Here is a 19632-nt window from a genome sequence, read left to right as displayed (position 1 = left end):
CTTGGAAATCGCTATGGAAGGTGCTTTAACTCCTGAACAAGCTGAGAAAATCAGAGTTATCAAAGCTCATTATGATGCCTTAGCTATCTGTAAAGAAGATTTGGAACAGATGATTCGGGAACTGGGACAAGACTATCAACATCAAGTAAAACTAATTCAAACCGTACCTGGTTTCAAAGAGGACTTATCTGCTCTCAGAATCATCTCAGAAATTGGTTGCGATATGACAGTCTTTGATTCAGCTGCCAAACTGTGTTCCTGGGCTGGACTTGTCCCTGCCAACAATGAAAGTGCTGGGAAAAAGTTTTCTACGCGCATTTCTAAAGGGGGAAAATACTTGAAACCTTTCCTTGTTCAAGTCGCAAACGCTGTTGTCAAATCTGATAAGCATGCAGAATTGAGAAACAAGTATCTTAAACTCAAGAAACGCCGGGGACACCGAAAAGCAATTATCGCTATCTGTCGCAGATTACTGGTTTCTGTGTACCAAGTGCTACGGAAACAAGAAGACTACAATCCTGTTTTACAAGGACTGACCGAAATACGAAATCCTGATAAAACGATGTCTGCTCAAGACGCTGTTCGTTTTGCACAACAGCACGGATTCAATGTCGCTTAATCTCAAAAATCAGGTTTCAATACCTCTTTTTAGTGCGCCCAAAATCAGCATAAACAATAAATCAATTAGCTTTTATTTTTTTCAAACTTCTCCTCATTAACCTATCTTATCTAATGGTAAGGATGGGCTGTTTTGATTGAAAAATGAATGGAGTAAGTTGGTAATAGCTGCCTGCATGTCTTCAATGCTATGTTGGCGTAAGCGGCCACAGACTTTTGCCTCTTTAGAACAGATAAAACACTGTCTTGGAGGAGCTCCTAATGTCGTCCTACTAATCGGACTTGGTCGTCCATTGCTTAAGACAAGAACATCTAAATCCATGAGACGTCCTATAGGTAAATCTGTTTCTAAGGCAATCATTTTTAATTTCAGGTCTTGGCTGGGTAGACTTGTGATGAGGTAATACTCATAACCCGTTGTAGGCAGTAATCGCAGCTGGTAACAAATCTTATCGTCAGCTAAGGCAGTTTGAATGGCCTTAATCACCATATCAAAAGCTTCAAGAAGTTTAGGAGAGGTTTTAATTGGTCCAGGGATATTCATGGTGACCGATAATAAGCTACCTTCTGGGTACCCCTTTAATAAATGCAGCTGACGCTGAGCTCTTTCTTCGCGGGTCCGTAACATGTCATTGAGTTGGATAGCTTCGCCTGAAAAATAAGCTTCTTTAGACATTGTAAACCACATCAATGAGGCTACCATCACGGTATTCAATAAGAGCAACAACCTTATCACCGTATTGAATACGCTCAGGTGTGCCAACGATAGCATAAGCCTTCTCTTTTAGCTCCTCAATACTAAATTGTGGCACATTGAGGGATTTGAAATGGTCTACTAAGTCTTGACGATTTGGGTTAATGGCAATTCCCACTTCTGTGACGACTACATCGACACTTGTTCCCGGTGTAATAACTGTATTAACCTCATCAACAAAGGTTGGGATGCGTCCACGAATAAGTGGCGAAATAACCAAACTCATCTTAGCTGCAAAGGCAGTGTCACAGTGGCCACCAGAAGCGCCACGAATGACGCCATCAGATCCTGTCATCACATTAACATTGAAGTTAGTATCCACTTCAAGGGCTGACAAAATACAAGTGTCTAATTGGTTAATTACTGACCCCTTGCTCAATGGTGAAGCGTACATGTTGGCGTCAATTTCATAGTGGTCAGCATGCTTACCGAGAGAAACAGCTGATGGGTGATCAAAGTCTTGGACATCAAGAATTTTTTCAACCAGTCCTTCTTCGAGCAACTCCACCATAGCATTGGTAATACCGCCAAGAGCAAAGCTAGCTTTGATATTTTCTTTAATCATAGCTTCGCGCATGAAACGGGTTACTGCCAAAGAAGCACCACCTGTTCCAGTTTGGAAAGAGAATCCTTCTTTAAAATAAGGAGAGTTGGTGATTACTTTAGCGGCGTATTCTGCAATTAAGAGTTCTTTAGGATTTTTCGTAAAACGAGTTGCCCCTTTGGCGATTCCTTGAGGATCTCCGATAGCATCTACTGTTACCACATAGTCAACATCTGTTTGAGGAATGCTGATTGGGGTATTAGGATAAGGAACCAAATTATCTGTCAAGATAACCACCTGATCCGCATATTTGGCATCAATCATGGCATAGCCCAAAGAACCACAGGTTGCTTTCCCTTTTGTCCCATTAACATTTCCGTAAGCATCTGAACTTGGGGCGCCTAGAAAGGCAACATCAATATGGATATCCCCACTAGCAATGGCACGAGCGCGACCACCATGGGAGCGAATAACCACAGGATTTTCCATTAGTCCTTCTGAAATGGCTGCCCCTACTTTGTCACGAAGACCAGATGAGGTGATGTTGGTAACCACACCATTTTTGATGTGATCAATCAAAGGGTCATGTACATTAGCGATGGAGCTTGGAGCAATAGATAGGTTTTTAATGCCCATTTTGGCAATTTCCTCCAAGACCATATTCATAATGAAATCCCCTTCACGGAAATGGTGGTGGAATGAAATGGTCATGCCATCTGTTAAGCCAGTTTTTTCAATCGCTTCACGGATAGAGCCTAATAATTTAGAATCTCCAGGTTTAACTGGTTTAATACGGCGACTTGATTCGTCATACTGTTTGATATTTGCGAGTTCTCCTTCAAAGACACCATACTGGTCGGCGTATGGTTGAGGAATGTCGCGACCGAGTTTATTTGTTACCATCTTTAAATGTCCTCCTCAGATAAAACACCTGCTGCTGTTGCTAGGGCAATGACACGTTCTGCACGTTCAACGATTGGTTTATCAACCATTTTTCCATTTAAGGAAATAACGCCAGAGCCTTTGCTTTCAGCTTCACGAATTGCCCAGATGACTTGTTTGGCATGGTCAATTTCTTTTTCAGTTGGGGTATAAATCTCATTGACCAGAGGAATTTGACGAGGGTTGATTACTGATTTACCGTCAAATCCTAACTGTTTGATCATGCGAACTTCGTTTTGGAACCCTTCTGTATTATTGACATCAGAATAAACAGTATCAATGGCAGCAATTCCAGCAGCACGAGCAGCATGTAAAATCATGCTACGAGCAAAGAATAATTCTTGACCATCTGGGTAACGACGAGTTTTCATATTCGTGACATAGTCTTCTGCCCCAAGAGCAATACCAATCAAGCGCTTAGAAGCTTTGGCAATCTCACGAGCATTTAGGACACCTTCGGCTGATTCAATGGCTGCCATCATGCGTGTGCGACCAACTTCAATGCCGTTTTCGCGTTCGACACGTTCAATAACAGCCTCCACATCAACAATATCTTGGGCAGTCTCTGTTTTTGGAAGACGAATCACGTTGACACCTGCCAGAACAACAGCTTCGATGTCTAAAGCTCCACAAGAATCAAGACCATTCACACGAACAACCGTTTCAACGCTTGAATAATCAAAAGTTTTAAGCGCAAAATGAACGAGAGCTCTAGAGGTGTCTTTTTCTTTGAGTGAAACAGAATCTTCCAAGTCAAACATGACGGAATCAGCGCCAAATAAAGGAGCATCTCGAAGCATGGCTGCATTGGCACCAGGCACAAACATCATTGTTCTTCTTAAACGTTCCATGAGTCAATCTCCTTCCAATCGTATTGGTCAATACCAGCTGCGCGATGAACAGCTGCAATGGTTCTTGCTTGAATGGTGCAATCTAAAGCGCCTTTATCAACAGCCTCTACTTTAGCAGCCGTCACCTTCAAATTAACTAGGGTTTGATGAATGAGTTGACGAATGTGATTGCCAAATTGTTTTTCAACACTACTGTCTAGGGTTACTGTAATGGTTTGCTCGTCATTAGGGGATACTGTAATCATTAGGTCACTTGATTCAAGTGAACCAGCAACGGCAGTTTGTTTAATATCCATTGCGTTTACCTCCTTGATTTTCTTAAATAATATTGTTATTTACTAACTGGGAAAAGTTTAATCAGAATCTCTGCGACAAGATAGAGAATTCCTAACACGATAAAGACACCTGCCATACCAAGCGCCATTAGCTCAAAGGAACTAATCAAATGGTCTATATTAATTATCATTAGGTTTCTTTCCTTTCTTAGCTAAAGTAAGCTAGCAACAAACCACCTGCGATAACAGAAGCGATTTGGCCAGAGACATTGGCACCTACAGCATACATAAGGATAAAGTTTTGCGGGTCTTCATCTGTTGCCATCTTTTGAATCACACGACTTGACATTGGGAAAGCTGAGATTCCAGCAGCGCCAATCATTGGATTGATTTTCTCTTTTCGGAAGAGATTGAGGAATTTGGCAAACATCACACCACCAATAGAATCCATGATAAATGCAAGTAAACCAAAGACGATAATCAAAAGTGTCTGTACGTTTAAGAACAGGTCTGCCTGCATTTTAATAGAAATCGTTAATCCAAGTAGGATACTGATGATATTAACCAATTCGTTTTGAGCGGTTTGCGACAGGCGGTCAAGCACACCACACTCACGTAGTAAGTTACCAAACATCAAAAAACCAACTAAAGGTAAAGAAATTGGAGCAATGAACCCTGCTACCAGTGTAATAATAATTGGGAACAAGATTTTGGTCATTTGAGACACATTCTCAGCCTTGTAAGTCATGCGAATGCGACGTTCTTTTTTCGTTGTTACTAATTTAATAGCAAATGGTTGAATAATCGGAACCAGAGCCATATAAGAGTAGGCTGCGACCGTAATTGGTCCAAGTAAATCCTTGGCTAGTTGGTTGGCAACGAAAATAGAGGTTGGTCCGTCTGCTGCTCCGATAATACCGATTGAAGCTGCTTCTTTGATGTCAAAGCCAGCCAGTACAGCAACAACAACAACAAAGAAAATTCCGAATTGAGCTGCTGCACCAAACAAGAGCATGAATGGGTTTTGAAGTAAAGGACCAAAGTCAATCATGGCTCCTATACCAATGAAAATCAAAAGTGGGAAAAGTTCTGTTCCAATCCCAAAATTGAAGAGGGCATCAAAAACCCCTTCTTGCTCGACTCCGTTAACCACTTGAGTTAAAACCCCTGAGCCAGGGAAATTCACAAGGATTGTTCCAAGTCCCATTGGCACAAGTAGAGTTGGTTCGTATTCTTTTTTAATCCCCAGATACATTAAGAGAGCACCGATGCCCATCATAACAATTTGGGAAATCGTAATGGATGTTATTCCTGCGATTAAAGTTTCCACAAATTCACTTCCTTTTCTGTCTATTTATTCTAGTTATAGTACTATTAATCAATTGTAATGAGACCATCACCAGGGTTTACCACTTGACCTGGGCTAACATGAATAGCACTAACGGTACCTGCTGAGGAGGCAACAATTTCATTTTCCATCTTCATCGCTTCTAAGATTAGTAAGGGTTGGTTTTCGGCAACCTGATCACCTACAGCAACCAAAACCTTTAGAATGGTTCCAGGCATTGGTGACGGAATGGCTTCTGCTCCTGCTGCAGCTGTTGGCTGTGGTGCTTGTGCTTCCTCCACTTGCGGGCTTGCCTCAGCAGGAACAGATACTGGGGCGGGTGTTGGTTGAACGGGGGTAGCTGCTTGGACAGGAGCACCGATTTCTTCCATTTCTACAAGATATTCTTTACCGTCAATGGTAATTTTAAACTTTCGTAACATCTTTTTTTCTCCTATATATGTTATTGTTTTTGTTGACTGAGTGAAAGGTTCGGATGAATGACTACCTTTTACAATAGATTGATGTTACCCGGAACTGACTTTCTGGGTAAACACCTGCAGCGATACTTGAAGCAATTAAGGAAACGGTGATTGCCTCAGGATTGCGCTTGAGAATGCGTTTGACCTTGAATTGACTATTAGGTCTATCGCTAGCAGCAATAGCGCTGGCAATTAAAGTAACCTTTTTGTAATCACTTTTGTCTGCAGGAATATAAGCGGGAATCTTTTCCCAGTTATCAGAAGGTTTTATTTCTGAATTAAGGGTTGAGGATTCTTCCAGTTTCTCTTTTTTAGAGTGTTTAAACCATTTTTGGAAAAATTGCATGAGCGACCTCCTTTCCATATTTGCCCGTCTAGGGAACCTCTAAGCTTATTATATACCAGGCTTCTTGTTTGAGATGGCTTTTTTGTGTTCTTTCTAAGAGCGCTTTCAAAGTTTCATAAAAACTTTTATTTGTTACCCCGAATAAAATAAATGGGTAACAAATGAAATGATTATTTGGGGGTTGAAAACCAGATAAAAGCCTACCAATTCTTGATTTTTTGATATTATGAAAAATACAGAATAGTCTCATGTAACAGAAACTATTTTCAAAACGGATTTTCAAATTGTTTTTTTTGTGTCTTTCCGCACAAAGGGGTATTTATTTTCTAAGCGCTTTCATCTATACTGAAATCATAAAATTAAAAAAGGAGATAACAATTATGTTATTAACAATTCTGGCTTATGCCATGATTATTGTCTTCATGTACGTGGTAATGAAGAAAAAAATGACCCCTTTTACTGCTTTGGTCATGATTCCATTAATTATGACAATCGCTGTGATATTGACTGGTTCAGCTGATTTTAATGCAGATGCCAAATTCGTTGCTTTTATGGGTGAAGATGGTATTGCCAAAAATTTAACGGCTATCGGACCAATGGTTATGTATGGTATCAACAATACTGCTAAAACAGGTATCATGTTGCTATTTGCCATCCTATTCTTCTCTATCATGTTAGATGCAGGATTGTTTGATCCAATTACTGAGAAAATGATTCGTTTTGCTAAAGGCGATCCAATGAAGGTGCTTATTGCCACAGCTGTTGTTGCTGCGGCTGTATCACTCAATGGTGATGGAACAACAACCACTTTAATTTGTTGCTCTGCCTTCTTGCCAATCTATAAAAAATTGAATATGAAAATCATGAACCTAGGTGTCTTGATTATTCTTCAAAATACTATTATGAATTTACTCCCATGGGGTGGTCCTACTGCTCGTGCAATGTCTGTTCTTGGCGTAGGTCCTGAAATTCTTGGTTACCTTGCACCAGGTATGATTTTATCTCTCCTTTATGTGATTTGTTGGGTTGCACCAAGTATGGGACGTAAAGAACGTGCAAGACTTGGCGTTATCGATTTGACTGAAGAAGAAATGTGTAAATTAACCGATATTACTGACCCTGATACACTTTCTATTCGTCGCCCTAAAAACTTCGTTTTCAATGCTATCTTAACTATTGGATTGATTGCTTGGTTAGTTGCTGGCTCATTCTACGAAGCTATTGCGATGGCACCACTTCTTCTCTTTGCTGTAGGAACCTGTATCGCCTTAATGGTGAACTATCCAGTTCTTAAAGACCAATCTAAACGTATTGGTGACAATGCTGGGGATGCTGTTCAAGTTGTTATTCTCGTCTTTGCTGCTGGTATCTTTATGGGGCTTTTCCAAGGTTCTGGGATGGCTAGCGCTTTGGCACAAAGCTTTGCTACTATTATTCCAAAACAATTGGCAGGTTTCTGGGGTCTTGTTATTGCCTTAATTTCTGCACCTGGTACGTTCTTTATCTCGAATGATGGTTTCTACTACGGTATCTTGCCTGTTCTTGCAGAAGCTGGTGCTGAATATGGTTTCAGTAACATGGCAATGGCTCTTGCTTCTCTTATGGGACAAGCCTTCCACTTACTTAGCCCATTAGTTGCTTTCATTTACCTCCTTCTTCGCTTGACAGGTCTTGACATGGGAGAATGGCAAAAAGAAGCTGCTAAATATGCCCTTATCATCTTTGTGATCTTTGTGGTAACTATTATTGCTATGGGACAAATGCCACTTTACATTCCACAATAAACCAACGATAACACTACTACCTTATTCCTTATGAGATGATTAAAGTCATGTCCTCTAGTGAGCACATGACTTTAATTTTTCAGAAACCATCAAGCCATATTGGAATGTTTCACAAATTTCAGTATAATAGAGTGAGGATACCAATTATAAGGAGATAACATGAATCCTATTATCGAAGCCGTCAAACAAAACCTTGACCTATCAAGAAATATCCCTTTGAAAATAGCCTTTTATAACGCTCTTAAAAAGACCATTATTTTGAGACAAATTCCTGTTGGAAGCCGTATCAATGAAAAAGAGTTTTCCATTGCGCTTAATATTAGCAGGACACCTATTCGCTATGCGTTGGGGTTATTATCTGAAGAGCATCTTGTAGAGCACATTCCTAAAAAAGGTATTATCGTTAAGGGAGTTAGTATCAAGGATGCTTGTGAAATTTTTGAAATTCGAAAGGCTCTAGAAACTCTAGCAACGGTACAAGCGATGCACCTAATGACCGAGGAGGATTTCAAGGTGATGCATGACTTGTTGGCAGACTGTGAGACTTTTATTGAAGAGGATGATATCAATCGAATTCTAGATAATTTCAATGAATTTAACAATTTGATTTACAGCTATAGCCAAATGGTTCGCTTAAAAGAAATTGTGACAGAGTTGCAAGCTTATTTGGTCTACTTTAGAAAAATTTCCATCTCCTCTGTTGAACGCCGTAAACGAGCTCTGTCTGAGCACTGGATGATTTATCGAGGCATGAAGAACAAAGATCATGAGCAAATAACATTGATTACACATGAACACTTGAATAGCTCACTTGAATTTATCTTAAAAGAAATGAGCCCTAATCAAAATGACTAAGGTAGTTCTAACGAGTATTAGTCAGCTGGCTTTAAAAGCTTTGCTTTATGAAGTATCCCTATCTCCTAAACCTGGTTTAGTTGACCGATTTGATAATGGTTCTCACGATGACATGACCTTTATGACTTTTGTCGACAGTATGATGGCGCTCTCTCCTTTTTTTCAGGCTTATATCGAAGCTGGTTTTGAAGCATCAGAACAAGATCCCCTTCTCCTTTTTAATCGTCTTAGGCAATTAGGTCAAGAGGCCGAGGAAGCCATGTTTTGTGCTACTCAGGGAATTAACACTCATAAAGGCTTGAATTTTTCCATGGCTTTACTTCTTGGTGCAACTGGGACCTATCTAGCAAGAACGCCTCACTTAATGACTGACTTAAGGCGTTTTAGCAAGGAAGATACTGAAGCTATTTGTAGCTTAGTGAAGCCGATGACGGAACACTTAGTTCAGTCAGATCTTGGGCAGTTACAGACTAAAAAAGTCTTGACCTATGGGGAAAAACTCTTTTTGACTTATGGTATTAAGGGACCGCGAGGTGAAGCAAGTAATGGTTTTTCGACGTTAACCGACCATGCTTTGCCCTATTTTCGTCAGCTACGTAGTAAAAAGGATTCTGAAACCAGTCAACTTCAACTTTTGGTTTATTTAATGAGCTTTGTTGAGGATGGTAATTTGATTCATCGTGGAGGGATTGAAGCATGGAAAGGCGTTAAGGCAGATATGCGACTACTCCTGCAACAAGATTTATCAACAACTGATCTAAGATCAGCTTTGTCCTACTACAATCAATGCCTCATTAATCGGCATCTAAGCCCCGGAGGCAGTGCTGATTTACTGGCTCTGAGTTTTTACTTTGCTTTTTTAGAAGGTCTATTATAAAAACTGTTTTTTTGCATCACTCTATCAACTTAGCCCTAGAAGCTAGCTGATTATGGTAATGCAAAACAAACAGTTTTTTTATTATATACAATGGCGTGATCGTTACACTCTCTAAAAGTTAGAGTAAACTAATCACCAGCCATTTGACAAGTAAAGGCATGACGATAACGGTGTATAAGGTACGACTGATTTGAATCCCTGCAATTTTTGCCATATCTCCCCCGAGGTCACCAGCAAGCAGCGAAATATCTGTTGCACCAGCTGGTGAGGAAGCAAAAAGCGCCGATTGTAAGTCTAAAATTCCTCGTTTGTACATCATATACCCAAAAAAGACATTGATAAGCAAATAACTGGCTAATAAAAGCATGATTGGAACAATGAGATGAAACATATCAAGCAGGCTCTCCCGTGTAAAACTGGTTCCAATAAGTGTTCCTGCCAAAATTTGCGCGATAAAGCGTATTTCCCTAGACAGTTGTGGTGTGTTTTGGCTCATTTTTAGAATAGCTGAAAACAAGAGTGAAACAATCAACGCCCCTACTGGTATATTAAGCAACAGCCCAATAAAACCACCCACACTTGCTACGCTTAGAATCACCATATTATTCCAAGCTTGACTTGGGTAGCTTAAGGAACGATTGGTTACTCTTTGCGCAATCTGCTTTTCTAAAGGTTGGGAGATTGGTTTCGGGGTAACACGTTTGACCCAAAATTGTACCCAGAGCGGTAAAATAATCAAGATACCAATTAAGCGGGCTGACTGTAAGGTAGCTACAATATCCGGTTTTGCCCCCATATCAACGGCCATCAAAGAAACGTCCATGATGCCACCAGGTAAACAACTTAGAAAGGCTGTCACCAAATCTAGTCCAAAAAAGTGATGGAAAAGGAAGCCCATCACAAGCATATTCAGTGTAAACAAGGCCATTAAACTGACAATTGATTTGGCAAGTTTAGGGAGATTAGCTAAATCTTTCTGGCTTACCGTTTGACCAATATAGGCTCCGCTGACAATCTGAGCGATGAGTTTCATTTGGCTAGGAGCTTGCATCTGGCCTGTTAAAATAGATGCCATTGCAACCGCTGCCATGCTCCCAATCATAAAGGAAGCTGGGATTTTTAACCGTTTGGCGATGATACCACCTAAACTCCCCACTAAAAGAGTGATGAGGATTAAAACCATGTAAATCCTTTCTATTTTATCGATTCAGTAGGTTTATTATAGCACAAAGTGAGGCAACTGCCAGTACCCATATCATAACTCTAAGTTCTTTGAAAACTAACTAGCTTAAAAAAAGAGATGGTTTCCCATCTCCTTGATAATGATTTGGTTTGTTGGTGACAGACTGAAACTGATAAATCTGTTAGCCAAAGAAGGCCAGCAAGGCACCAGAAGCAATGGCTGAGCCAATAACGCCTGCTACATTTGGTCCCATGGCGTGCATGAGCAAGAAATTACTTGGATCTTCTTCTTGTCCGACCTTTTGGACAACTCGGGCTGCCATAGGAACAGCTGAAACACCAGCTGCTCCTATCATAGGGTTAACCTTTTTACCAGATAAATAGTACATGACTTTCCCCATTAAGACTCCTCCTGCTGTACCAGCAGCAAAGGCAATTAAACCAAGAGCGACAATTTTTAATGTTGTAGCCGATAAAAATAAGTCGCCATTGGCTTTAGCTCCAACAGTTAACCCTAAGATGATGGTAATGCAAAACATAACCACTTGTTGGAGATTCTCTACAATTTTAGGAACAATTTTAATTTCTCTGACCAGATTTCCCAGCATTAAACAGCCAACCAAGGTTGTAGCACTTGGAACCAAAAGACTGACAAAGATTGTTACCATAATTGGGAAAATTATTTTTTCTTTTTGGGAAACAGTTCTTGCTTGTGTCATTTTCACTTGACGCTCTGCCTTGGTAGTCAAAAGTTTAATGATTGGCGGTTGAATGATAGGCACTAAAGCCATGTAGGAATAAGCTGCTAGGGCGATAGTAGAGAGTAAATCAGGTGCCAACTTTGTCGTCACATAAATAGCTGTTGGACCGTCGGCACCACCAATAATTCCGACAGAAGCCGCTTCTTGAGGTGTCATGCCTAACATAATAGCGAGGAAAAAGGCTAAGAAAATCCCAACTTGTGCTGCACCTCCTAGCAAAATGGTTTTAGGATTAGCAATCAAGGGACCAAAATCAGTGGAAGCTCCCAAACAAAGGAAGATTAAAGGTGGATAAATACCTAGGCTAGTCCCCTTATACAGGTAATAAAGAAGGCCACCGGGATTACCATTGGCAGGGTGGTCCATCAATCCCGCCATAGGCAAATTGACGAGTAAGATACCAAAGGCGATTGGCACCATAAGATAAGGCTCATATTCTTTTTTAATCCCAAGGTAGAGGAAGAAACAGGCCAAGCAAATCATAATAAGATTATTAACAGTTAGATGAGCCAATCCTGATGAGTGGATCATTTGATTGAGTACGTCAAGCATGCTGTCCTCCTAAAATGAGATCAAGACTTGATCAGAATCAACCGTTTGGTTAGCTGAGACATGAATTTTTGAAACCAAACCATCTGCAGGTGCCAATATTTCATTTTCCATTTTCATAGCTTCTAGGACCAGAACAGCTTCTCCTTTTTTAACGGTCTTTCCTTCTGTAACGAGGATAGACAAGACCGTTCCAGACATGGGAGCTTTTACATGTAAGCCGCTAGCAGAGTTGATATCAGTTTTTTTCTCAGGCGCAGCAGGCACTGGTTGTACCATCTCAACCGTTTCTCCATCAGCTAATTCGCGTAAACTCACTTCATAAACCTGTCCATTGACAGTCACTTCATATCTTTTCATTAAGTTTTCCTTTCCACAGCAACAACTTCAAATAGTTTTCCTGACTCTTCTTGGCTAGCATAAGCAAGACTAGTCATAACAGCAATCCTAGCTAATTCATCTTTAGCCAAAAGGGTTTCGAGGGTTTCTCCACTCGCTTGGGTAGCTTCTTTGTCTTGAAGTCTCTTAGGAGAGGCTTGAGGGAGAAGAGGTTTTTCTTGTGACAATAATTTACCACTTAGTATCATTAGTCCCATAATCCCTGTCAAACAGGTCAGTACGAGAAATAAGGATACTAACGTAACTTGCAAGATATCAATAAAGGAATAGGTCATTTGATCTCCATATCTCTGTTTGCATCTGATTAAGATAGCCTACTATGCTTTGATAAAGGCAGTCACTTTAATGACGTCATCAGTTTGGTATTTGGTTGTTAAAAACGTTTTTGCTACGCTTGGGAATAGGGCATAAGTCAGCACATCTTCGTCCGTTTGGGCTAAATCTGCTATTTCTGCCTTCAATACTTCAAATTCAGGATTCAACTGGTCTGCAGGACGATTAGTGGTTAGTGGTGTTGATCCAATTTGACTCTTTTGCAGGTCTTCATTGACAGGTGCAGGTGTCTTCCCATATTCTCCTGCTAAATATTGTTTGATTTCTTTGGACACCATTTGATAAGGCTTCCCTAAAATCACATTCATAGCAGCTTGAGTCCCGACCATTTGACTAAGTGGCGTTACTAACGGTGGGTAACCTAAGTCTTTTCTTACTCGAGGGACTTCCGCTAAAACATCTTCTAATTTTGATTCGGCATTAGCTTGTTTCAGTTGAGATAGCATATTAGATAACATGCCTCCAGGAACTTGATATTGTAGCGTTCTTGGGTCTGGAAAGAGAAGACTTGGGTCCAGAGTTCCATCAGCTAAATACTTTTGGCGGGCTTGACGAAGGTGATTAGCAGCTTGTTCCAGTAGCGTTTCATCTAATGTGATATCATAACCTGCTTCTTTTAAGGCTAAATACATAGATTCTGTAGCAGGTTGTGAAGTGCCTTCGCTAAAAGGTGACAAAGCGGTATCAATTCTATCAGCACCAGCTTCTACTGCTGCTAGATAGGTCATCTGAGAAATACCGCTGGTTGCATGGGTATGCACAATAAGAGGTAAGTTAGTAATAGCTTTGATACCAGCTACCAATTCTTTAGCCGCTTTTGGGGTTAGAATACCAGCCATATCTTTGATACAGATAGAATCAGCGCCCATCTCAACCAATTCTTTTACCAAAGAAAGGTAATAGTCCAGAGTGTGTACAGGGCTGGTCGTGTAGGCAATACACAGTTGAGCTTCTTTACCCGTTTTTTTGACAGCCGATAACGCTTGACGAATATTTCGTGGGTCATTTAAGGCATCAAAAATACGGAAAACATCAATCCCATTTTGAGCTGATAAGCTAATAAATTTGTCAACGATGTCATCTGCGTAATGACGATAGCCTAAAAGGTTTTGGCCTCTCAACAACATCTGTAAGCGTGTATTAGGTAAGCCTTTTTTTAACGTGCGCAGCCTTTCCCAAGGATCTTCATTTAAAAAACGAATACAAGCATCAAACGTGGCCCCTCCCCAACATTCTAGGGAATAGTAACCAATCTTGTCTAATATAGGAAGAACTGGGAGCATGTCCTCGATAGGTAGACGCGTTGCCATCAAACTTTGATGACCATCTCGTAAAACTGTCTCCGTTATTGCGACTTGCTGCTGCATGCTAAAACCTCCAAACTGAATCAACTAATGAGTACTATTCATTATATAATATTGGCCTTAGCGACCATAGCCCATTCATGTATTTTTTGTGCATTCTTTTGCATAGTTAGCGCTCAAATCAGCAAGTTAAAAAAGTCCTCTTCAGCAACTCAACTGAAAAGGAACTCTTTTTCACTGTTAAAGCGACGCTAAGCAGGTGTCTAAATCTACCAAAGCACGACTAGCAATAGCTTCATAACGTTCTTTTTTGTCACGAATGCGTGGGCCTTCTAACTCTTTGATAATGCCAAAGTTGACGTTCATTGGTTGGAAATGCTTACTCTCGGCATGAGTCACATAGTGAGGCAAACTCCCAATAGCCGTTGTCTGTGGAAAGACCATGGCTTCCTCACCTTTGAACAAACGGGCTGCATTAATACCTGCTACTAAACCTGAAGCAGCTGATTCGACATAACCTTCAACTCCAGTCATTTGACCTGCGAAGAAAAGATTTGGATTGTTACGAGATTGGAAGGTTTCGGTTAAAAGATTTGGTGAATCCATATAGGAATTACGGTGCATGACGCCGTAGCGGACAAACTCAGCATTTTCAAGCCCTGGAATCATTTGGAAAACACGCTTTTGCTCACCCCATTTGAGGTGCGTTTGGAAACCAACGATATTATAAAGGCTTCCAGCTGCATTATCTTGACGCAATTGCACAACAGCATAAGGCGTTTTAAATTCTCCATCGCGAGGACCTGTATAGTCATCTGGATATTCCAATCCAACGGGTTTCATAGGTCCATAAAGCATGGTTTTAATGCCACGTTTAGCCATAACTTCAATCGGCATACAGCCCTCAAAATACTTTTCTTTTTCAAAAGAATTCAGCGGGGCTTCTTCTGCGGTTGTCAGAGCTTCATGGAAAGCCATGAATTCTTCTTTGGTCATAGGACAGTTGAGGTAAGCAGCCTCGCCTTTATCGTAGCGAGATTTGAGGTAAACCTTGCTCATATCAATAGTAGATTTATCAATGATAGGCGCTGCTGCGTCGTAGAAATAGAATCCATCGCCACCATTCAAAGCGTGAATTTTTTCTGCCAAGGCATCTGAAGTCAATGGACCCGTCGCGATAACCGTAATGGCATCGTTAGGAATTGCTGTGATTTCATCACGAATGACCTCAATGAGAGGATGATTTTCCAACTCTGCAGTGACACTCTCTGCATACCCCTCACGGTCAACAGCCATTGCTCCCCCAGCAGGTACACGATTAGCTTCACCATTACGCATAATAATGGAATCCAAGCGACGCATTTCTTCTTTGAGAAGACCGACTGCATTGGTTAAGCTATCACCACGAAATGAGTTGGAACAGACCAATTCGGCAAAATTAGTAGTTTTATGTTGCGGTGTTGCTTTGACACCACGCATTTCATACAATTTAACGGGGATACCGCGCTTAGCAATCTGATAGGCAGCTTCAGAACCAGCTAGCCCAGCTCCAATAACATTAATATAAGTTGCAGTTGATTGAGACAAGTCACTAATACCTCTTCGGGAATGACATCTCTTAGATGACAGACCCACAAATCTTTCTAATGTAGTTACCTGACTTATTATAACAGAAATAAGAAGAAAGAAAAAGAAAGAGACTAAGCGTTAGCCTCTTTCTACGGGAACCCTTTTAACTAGAAGAAACAAATCCATGCTGCGACAAAAACACTGAGAATACTAAATAAAGACCCAATCAGGTAGTATTCTGCAAATGCTGGACTTTCCGAAATTTTATTGTAGCGAGCAATAGATTTAGCGGTAAAGACCAGCCCTATTGAAGCAAATTGCCCCATGATCATACACACACCAATAACAATTCTCTCTAGAATTCCTATGGTAGCCCCCGCTCCTATGATCGTGTCCATTTTTTCTCCTTGGTCAGGCTGGTATTTACTGAAAAAGAGTTTAAAGACAATATTAGTTGGTTTGGTAATGAGTAGGATAAATAAAACGGTCATCAAAATAGGTATCGGAAGCCAATTAGGCAAGGTCACCCCTGCTAACCTTAGCCCAGCAAATGAACTAATAGCGATATGTAAGCATTGATCCAGCAGAAAAATCCACTCTCTTTTCCATTTTAGAGAGTTAGCCACCTTTGGCTTTAGCCAGTCAATAAGCGCGTGACTTATCATGACCAAAAGGCTCATCAACCATGCTTGTGGGATAATGAGGGTTAAACAAATTAGGGGAATGCTAACTCCAATCAAGTGGTAACCTAAATAAGTCACATGTTTTTCTTTTAAATCAGCTACTTGCTGACTTTGTAACTGGTAGTCTGATAACACATGACAAATGAGAAACAGGGTAAGTGTAGGGGTTTGAGCTAGGTAGTGAGAGACACCATTAATCATCAGCTTCCTCCTTGATTTGTTTGAGACAGTTTAGTGCACTCTGCCGTGTTCTCAGATAAATTTTAACATGACTACTTTTTAGACGTTTTGACAAAGCGCTAGAGTTAAGAGATAATTGCTTTCCGAGTCGTTGTTGATCAAAGTATTCTTCATAAATACCCAAATCTAAAAGCGTGTCAAAAATTTCCCATTGACTAGCTCGCCAGTTGGCTTTAATAGCATCTCCAGCTGCTAGTAAACTGTTTAATACCACATCCTGGTTGTGATGACCAGTCCGAAGAGCTAATGTAGTATTACCATAATCATTTTTTTGATGAATATAACGAATAGCCTCACGAGCATGCCAATATGCAGGTCCATCAGCCCCAATACTAATATCAGGATTGATGTCTGTTAGAATAGAACCTACTCCTACTCCAAATCGAATAGGGATATCCATGTGATGATTAATCAAATCAATCAGATGGAAAATAGGAGTATCCATCTGAAAAAGTCCTTGAAATTCATCTCCCAACGTCAGGGATAACTTAGAAATAATATAAGGAGCAAAGGTTTTGTTGAGGTCGTCTAAATAAGCTGCTAAAGTTTTTTGAACTTTGGAACGATCCGTCAATTGTTTGGACTGGATAATATCTCCAATAAGCGCTATATATGTCATAAGAGTCCCCTTTCTTACAGTCTATTATAACGGACTAATACAAAAAAGTCCATTATAAAGGAATTTTTAGAATTATTCCTTTATAATGGACGTCAAATCAGTTGTTAATTAACACGAGTTGTCGTTGTCCCAGTTTTGATAATCTCTACTGTAGCATTAAGGGCACCTTCAACTAGGTTTTTAACGGCTTCATCAGTATAATAAGCTGCATGAGGTGTATAAATAACCTTAGGATGGTTAATCAAAGCTTTAAATAGTGAATCTGTAATTTCTTGACCTTCAAAATTCTTAGGTATATAAGGTCCTTCAAATTCGTAAGTGTCAATACCAGCTCCGCTCAGTAAGCCTGCATCCAAAGCATCCAGTAAATCTTGCGTCTCAATGAGGGCACCACGCGCCATATTCATCAAAATAGCCCCTTTTTTGAATGATTTAAATAAATCAGCATTGAAAAGGTGTGTGTTCTCTGCAGTTGGCGGCATGTGTAAGGAAACAAGATCAGCATCTTTAATCGCTTCTTCTACAGATTCCTTATAGTCCAAGACAGCTTTGGCAGCATCGCTTTGGTAAATATCATATCCAACGACCTTGCAGCCAAAACCTTTAAAGATTTTAGCAGTAGCTAGACCAATACGTCCAGTTCCGATAATCGCAACTGTCATATCACCTAAAACACGACCGCGGATAGGGAGTCCCCAAGTGAAATTTTGTTTTTTAACATTTTCACGAATCAACTCCACATGACGAATTAAATTAAGGGCAATAGTAACCGTAAATTCTGCAATGGATTCTGGAGAATAGCTAGGAACATTTGTGATAATAATGTCATTTTCGCTGGCCAAATCAAGGTTATACATATCGACACCAGCACTGCGCTGAGCGATTTGTTTAATCCCCATTTCCTTTAAGAGAGGATAAATCGCATCATCTAAAGGACCAATTTGGGCATTGGCAATCCCGTCAAAGCCTTCAGCTTCTTTAACCGTTTCAGGGGTTAAGGGAGATTCTGTCAAGGAAATCTCAATCCCATTGTCATCAGCCCATTTTTTTGCTAAGACTGCTTCTTCGCCTCTAACATTATATAATTTTAATTTCATCAAAAGTTCCTTTCTTAGATATTAAGCTTGTAATCCATTGGATCAATCACTTTAAGCACCTTAATAAAGAGGTAGTTAAAGATCATATTAAGCACAATGGGTGCCCCTACAAAAATGATAATGATAAGTAGAATATTTACTGGAGACCATCCGCCTTTAGCTAAATTAAGGGCATTGATAGGTCCGATCAAACCACTAATCCCAAAGCCTGCACTAGCAGGTGTTCCTTGAATATTAAAGATAGCACCAATAACACCAAGTACAGCTGCAGAACATAACATTGGCAACATGATTTTTGGTTTTGATAAAACGTTGGCCATTGAAATTTTTGGTGATCCCAAGACGTGAGCAAGTGAAGTTCCTTTTGAATTAACAGCCCAACCTGCTAAGCAAAGTCCAAAGCTTGCGGCACAAATACCTAAGTTTGCAGCACCTGAACCAATACCAGATAAGTTAATCGCAAGAGCAATTCCTACCGTTGTAATTGGAGAAACAATAAGGAAGCAGAAAATCATAGCAATCAGGAGAGACATCAAAATAGGTTGTAAACCAAGTAGAGACGCAATTCCTTGACCAATCATGGTTGTAATCATCTTCACGTATGGCAACAAGACACGTCCAACACCACCAACAAGTAAAAGAGTTACTGTTGGGACAATAATTAGTGTGAATGATTTAGTCTTATCAGAGAGAAATTGAATCAACAAAACCCCTAAAGCTGCTGTAATTCCCATATTGATGATGTCTCCAGTTCCTTGCATGGTGATAACACCGTTAGCAAAATTAGGTGATCCACCTGCAAATATAACAGCAAGACCTAACGAAGCAGATTGAATGGGGTTAAATTTGAAGTTCATGCCGACAAACATCCCGATAACGAGCCCCATTAAGGTGGTTGCAATAGCTGTTGCAGCAATCAAAGTGCCAAAACCACTCCACATTGGCAAAAGTGCCTTCATCAATTCTCCTAAGATTGCTCCTGGAATGAGAACAACTACTGTTCCCATAGCTAAACCATTTAGCACATTCATGGTAAATGATTTTGGTGTTTGTTTTATAACCTCTTTGGACATCAAAATAGCCTCCTAAAAAAATTAAATATTGTTTGTGATTTCACTAACTAAATATAGCACATTGAAACTAAAAAGAAAAATTGCAAAAAATTATAGAACTATAACTCTGACTAATAGTTCCTATCAATGTCAAAAAATCATAGGGTTAGGAGCAAATATGATATACTA

The 19632-nt window shown here is 40.1% G+C and carries 22 protein-coding genes; 4 read left to right on the top strand and 18 right to left on the bottom strand.

Annotation, left to right across the window (positions count from 1 at the left end; translation table 11 throughout):
* The coding region (locus ACYTR8_RS07740) for a transposase (protein WP_479650924.1) at positions 1-619 on the top strand (619 nt) is incomplete at its 5' end.
* Between the two features lie 96 nt (positions 620-715).
* Here ACYTR8_RS07740 and citX read toward each other — a convergent pair.
* The 8 genes from citX to ACYTR8_RS07700 form a co-directional block, all read right to left on the bottom strand.
* On the bottom strand, positions 716-1294 hold the full coding sequence (gene citX, locus ACYTR8_RS07735; protein ID WP_479641951.1) for a citrate lyase holo-[acyl-carrier protein] synthase: 579 nt from the start codon (positions 1292-1294) through the stop codon (positions 716-718).
* On the bottom strand, positions 1287-2819 hold the full coding sequence (gene citF / locus ACYTR8_RS07730) for a citrate lyase subunit alpha (protein ID WP_443597638.1): 1533 nt from the start codon (positions 2817-2819) through the stop codon (positions 1287-1289). The genes citX and citF overlap by 8 nt, the downstream gene beginning before the upstream one ends.
* A gap of 2 nt (positions 2820-2821) precedes the next feature.
* Positions 2822-3709 (bottom strand): citrate (pro-3S)-lyase subunit beta, encoded by an 888-nt coding sequence (gene citE / locus ACYTR8_RS07725; RefSeq protein WP_011528658.1) that lies wholly within the window; start codon positions 3707-3709, stop codon positions 2822-2824.
* Entirely contained in the window at positions 3697-4005 is a 309-nt protein-coding gene (gene citD, locus ACYTR8_RS07720; protein ID WP_003050682.1) for a citrate lyase acyl carrier protein, read from the bottom strand. The genes citE and citD overlap by 13 nt, the downstream gene beginning before the upstream one ends.
* Before the next feature lie 35 nt (positions 4006-4040).
* Entirely contained in the window at positions 4041-4175 is a 135-nt protein-coding gene (locus tag ACYTR8_RS07715; RefSeq protein ID WP_269458808.1) for an OadG-related small transporter subunit, read from the bottom strand.
* Positions 4176-4192: 17 nt separating this feature from the next.
* On the bottom strand, positions 4193-5314 hold the full coding sequence (locus ACYTR8_RS07710; RefSeq protein WP_003050688.1) for a sodium ion-translocating decarboxylase subunit beta: 1122 nt from the start codon (positions 5312-5314) through the stop codon (positions 4193-4195).
* Between the two features lie 44 nt (positions 5315-5358).
* On the bottom strand, positions 5359-5754 hold the full coding sequence (locus ACYTR8_RS07705; RefSeq protein ID WP_111716404.1) for an acetyl-CoA carboxylase biotin carboxyl carrier protein subunit: 396 nt from the start codon (positions 5752-5754) through the stop codon (positions 5359-5361).
* 61 nt (positions 5755-5815) lie between these two features.
* Positions 5816-6139 (bottom strand): hypothetical protein, encoded by a 324-nt coding sequence (locus ACYTR8_RS07700; RefSeq protein WP_111716407.1) that lies wholly within the window; start codon positions 6137-6139, stop codon positions 5816-5818.
* 380 nt (positions 6140-6519) lie between these two features.
* On the opposite strand from ACYTR8_RS07700, the gene ACYTR8_RS07695 reads away from it, so the two are divergent.
* The 3 genes from ACYTR8_RS07695 to citG all read left to right on the top strand — a co-directional run bounded on the left by ACYTR8_RS07695 (position 6520) and on the right by citG (position 9655).
* Positions 6520-7923, top strand: coding sequence for a CitMHS family transporter (locus ACYTR8_RS07695; protein WP_111716409.1), 1404 nt, complete (start codon positions 6520-6522; stop codon positions 7921-7923).
* Between the two features lie 159 nt (positions 7924-8082).
* Complete coding sequence (locus ACYTR8_RS07690) at positions 8083-8778, top strand: GntR family transcriptional regulator (RefSeq protein WP_003050701.1); 696 nt, start codon at positions 8083-8085, stop codon at positions 8776-8778.
* Entirely contained in the window at positions 8771-9655 is an 885-nt protein-coding gene (gene citG, locus ACYTR8_RS07685; protein ID WP_479641952.1) for a triphosphoribosyl-dephospho-CoA synthase CitG, read from the top strand. Before ACYTR8_RS07690 ends, citG begins: the two co-directional genes overlap by 8 nt.
* A gap of 118 nt (positions 9656-9773) precedes the next feature.
* On the opposite strand, the gene ACYTR8_RS07680 is transcribed toward citG, so the two are convergent.
* The 10 genes from ACYTR8_RS07680 to ACYTR8_RS07635 form a co-directional block, all read right to left on the bottom strand.
* Entirely contained in the window at positions 9774-10838 is a 1065-nt protein-coding gene (locus ACYTR8_RS07680; protein ID WP_479641953.1) for an AbrB family transcriptional regulator, read from the bottom strand.
* Positions 10839-11019: 181 nt separating this feature from the next.
* Positions 11020-12150, bottom strand: a complete 1131-nt coding sequence (locus ACYTR8_RS07675; RefSeq protein ID WP_111716416.1) for a sodium ion-translocating decarboxylase subunit beta — start codon at positions 12148-12150, stop codon at positions 11020-11022.
* A gap of 9 nt (positions 12151-12159) precedes the next feature.
* Positions 12160-12507, bottom strand: coding sequence for a biotin/lipoyl-containing protein (locus ACYTR8_RS07670; RefSeq protein ID WP_269760453.1), 348 nt, complete (start codon positions 12505-12507; stop codon positions 12160-12162).
* Positions 12507-12821: a hypothetical protein gene (locus ACYTR8_RS07665; protein ID WP_111716420.1), complete on the bottom strand. Its 315-nt coding sequence runs from the start codon at positions 12819-12821 to the stop codon at positions 12507-12509. The genes ACYTR8_RS07670 and ACYTR8_RS07665 overlap by 1 nt, the downstream gene beginning before the upstream one ends.
* Positions 12822-12863: 42 nt before the next feature.
* On the bottom strand, positions 12864-14267 hold the full coding sequence (locus tag ACYTR8_RS07660; RefSeq protein WP_280641381.1) for a pyruvate carboxylase subunit B: 1404 nt from the start codon (positions 14265-14267) through the stop codon (positions 12864-12866).
* 156 nt (positions 14268-14423) lie between these two features.
* Entirely contained in the window at positions 14424-15770 is a 1347-nt protein-coding gene (trmFO, locus tag ACYTR8_RS07655; RefSeq protein ID WP_479641954.1) for a methylenetetrahydrofolate--tRNA-(uracil(54)-C(5))-methyltransferase (FADH(2)-oxidizing) TrmFO, read from the bottom strand.
* Between the two features lie 149 nt (positions 15771-15919).
* Entirely contained in the window at positions 15920-16636 is a 717-nt protein-coding gene (locus tag ACYTR8_RS07650; protein ID WP_479641955.1) for a DUF3307 domain-containing protein, read from the bottom strand.
* Positions 16629-17294, bottom strand: a complete 666-nt coding sequence (locus tag ACYTR8_RS07645; RefSeq protein WP_479641956.1) for a SatD family protein — start codon at positions 17292-17294, stop codon at positions 16629-16631. The genes ACYTR8_RS07650 and ACYTR8_RS07645 overlap by 8 nt, the downstream gene beginning before the upstream one ends.
* Positions 17295-17398: 104 nt before the next feature.
* On the bottom strand, positions 17399-18391 hold the full coding sequence (locus ACYTR8_RS07640; protein ID WP_111716432.1) for a D-lactate dehydrogenase: 993 nt from the start codon (positions 18389-18391) through the stop codon (positions 17399-17401).
* Between the two features lie 14 nt (positions 18392-18405).
* Positions 18406-19464 carry a PTS sugar transporter subunit IIC gene (locus ACYTR8_RS07635; protein ID WP_111681709.1) on the bottom strand — a complete coding sequence of 353 codons (1059 nt, stop codon included), beginning with the start codon at positions 19462-19464 and terminating at the stop codon, positions 18406-18408.
* Positions 19465-19632: the final 168 nt, after the last annotated feature.

The organism is Streptococcus sp. F2, assembly GCF_056500955.1.
The sequence above is the reverse complement of the archived record's forward strand: the minus strand, read 5'-3'. Positions and strand labels throughout refer to the sequence as shown.

Excerpts from the sequence above, each read along its gene's own strand:
- citX (WP_479641951.1), bottom strand. The coding sequence starts at position 1,294 with ATGTCTAAAGAAGCTTATTTTTCAGGCGAAGCTATCCAACTCAATGAC.
- citF (WP_443597638.1), bottom strand. The coding sequence starts at position 2,819 with ATGGTAACAAATAAACTCGGTCGCGACATTCCTCAACCATACGCCGAC.
- citE (WP_011528658.1), bottom strand. The coding sequence starts at position 3,709 with ATGGAACGTTTAAGAAGAACAATGATGTTTGTGCCTGGTGCCAATGCA.
- citD (WP_003050682.1), bottom strand. The coding sequence starts at position 4,005 with ATGGATATTAAACAAACTGCCGTTGCTGGTTCACTTGAATCAAGTGAC.
- ACYTR8_RS07715 (WP_269458808.1), bottom strand. The coding sequence starts at position 4,175 with ATGATAATTAATATAGACCATTTGATTAGTTCCTTTGAGCTAATGGCG.
- ACYTR8_RS07705 (WP_111716404.1), bottom strand. The coding sequence starts at position 5,754 with ATGTTACGAAAGTTTAAAATTACCATTGACGGTAAAGAATATCTTGTA.
- ACYTR8_RS07700 (WP_111716407.1), bottom strand. The coding sequence starts at position 6,139 with ATGCAATTTTTCCAAAAATGGTTTAAACACTCTAAAAAAGAGAAACTG.
- ACYTR8_RS07695 (WP_111716409.1), top strand. The coding sequence starts at position 6,520 with ATGTTATTAACAATTCTGGCTTATGCCATGATTATTGTCTTCATGTAC.
- ACYTR8_RS07690 (WP_003050701.1), top strand. The coding sequence starts at position 8,083 with ATGAATCCTATTATCGAAGCCGTCAAACAAAACCTTGACCTATCAAGA.
- citG (WP_479641952.1), top strand. The coding sequence starts at position 8,771 with ATGACTAAGGTAGTTCTAACGAGTATTAGTCAGCTGGCTTTAAAAGCT.
- ACYTR8_RS07680 (WP_479641953.1), bottom strand. The coding sequence starts at position 10,838 with ATGGTTTTAATCCTCATCACTCTTTTAGTGGGGAGTTTAGGTGGTATC.
- ACYTR8_RS07675 (WP_111716416.1), bottom strand. The coding sequence starts at position 12,150 with ATGCTTGACGTACTCAATCAAATGATCCACTCATCAGGATTGGCTCAT.
- ACYTR8_RS07670 (WP_269760453.1), bottom strand. The coding sequence starts at position 12,507 with ATGAAAAGATATGAAGTGACTGTCAATGGACAGGTTTATGAAGTGAGT.
- ACYTR8_RS07665 (WP_111716420.1), bottom strand. The coding sequence starts at position 12,821 with ATGACCTATTCCTTTATTGATATCTTGCAAGTTACGTTAGTATCCTTA.
- ACYTR8_RS07650 (WP_479641955.1), bottom strand. The coding sequence starts at position 16,636 with ATGATTAATGGTGTCTCTCACTACCTAGCTCAAACCCCTACACTTACC.
- ACYTR8_RS07645 (WP_479641956.1), bottom strand. The coding sequence starts at position 17,294 with ATGACATATATAGCGCTTATTGGAGATATTATCCAGTCCAAACAATTG.
- ACYTR8_RS07640 (WP_111716432.1), bottom strand. The coding sequence starts at position 18,391 with ATGAAATTAAAATTATATAATGTTAGAGGCGAAGAAGCAGTCTTAGCA.
- ACYTR8_RS07635 (WP_111681709.1), bottom strand. The coding sequence starts at position 19,464 with ATGTCCAAAGAGGTTATAAAACAAACACCAAAATCATTTACCATGAAT.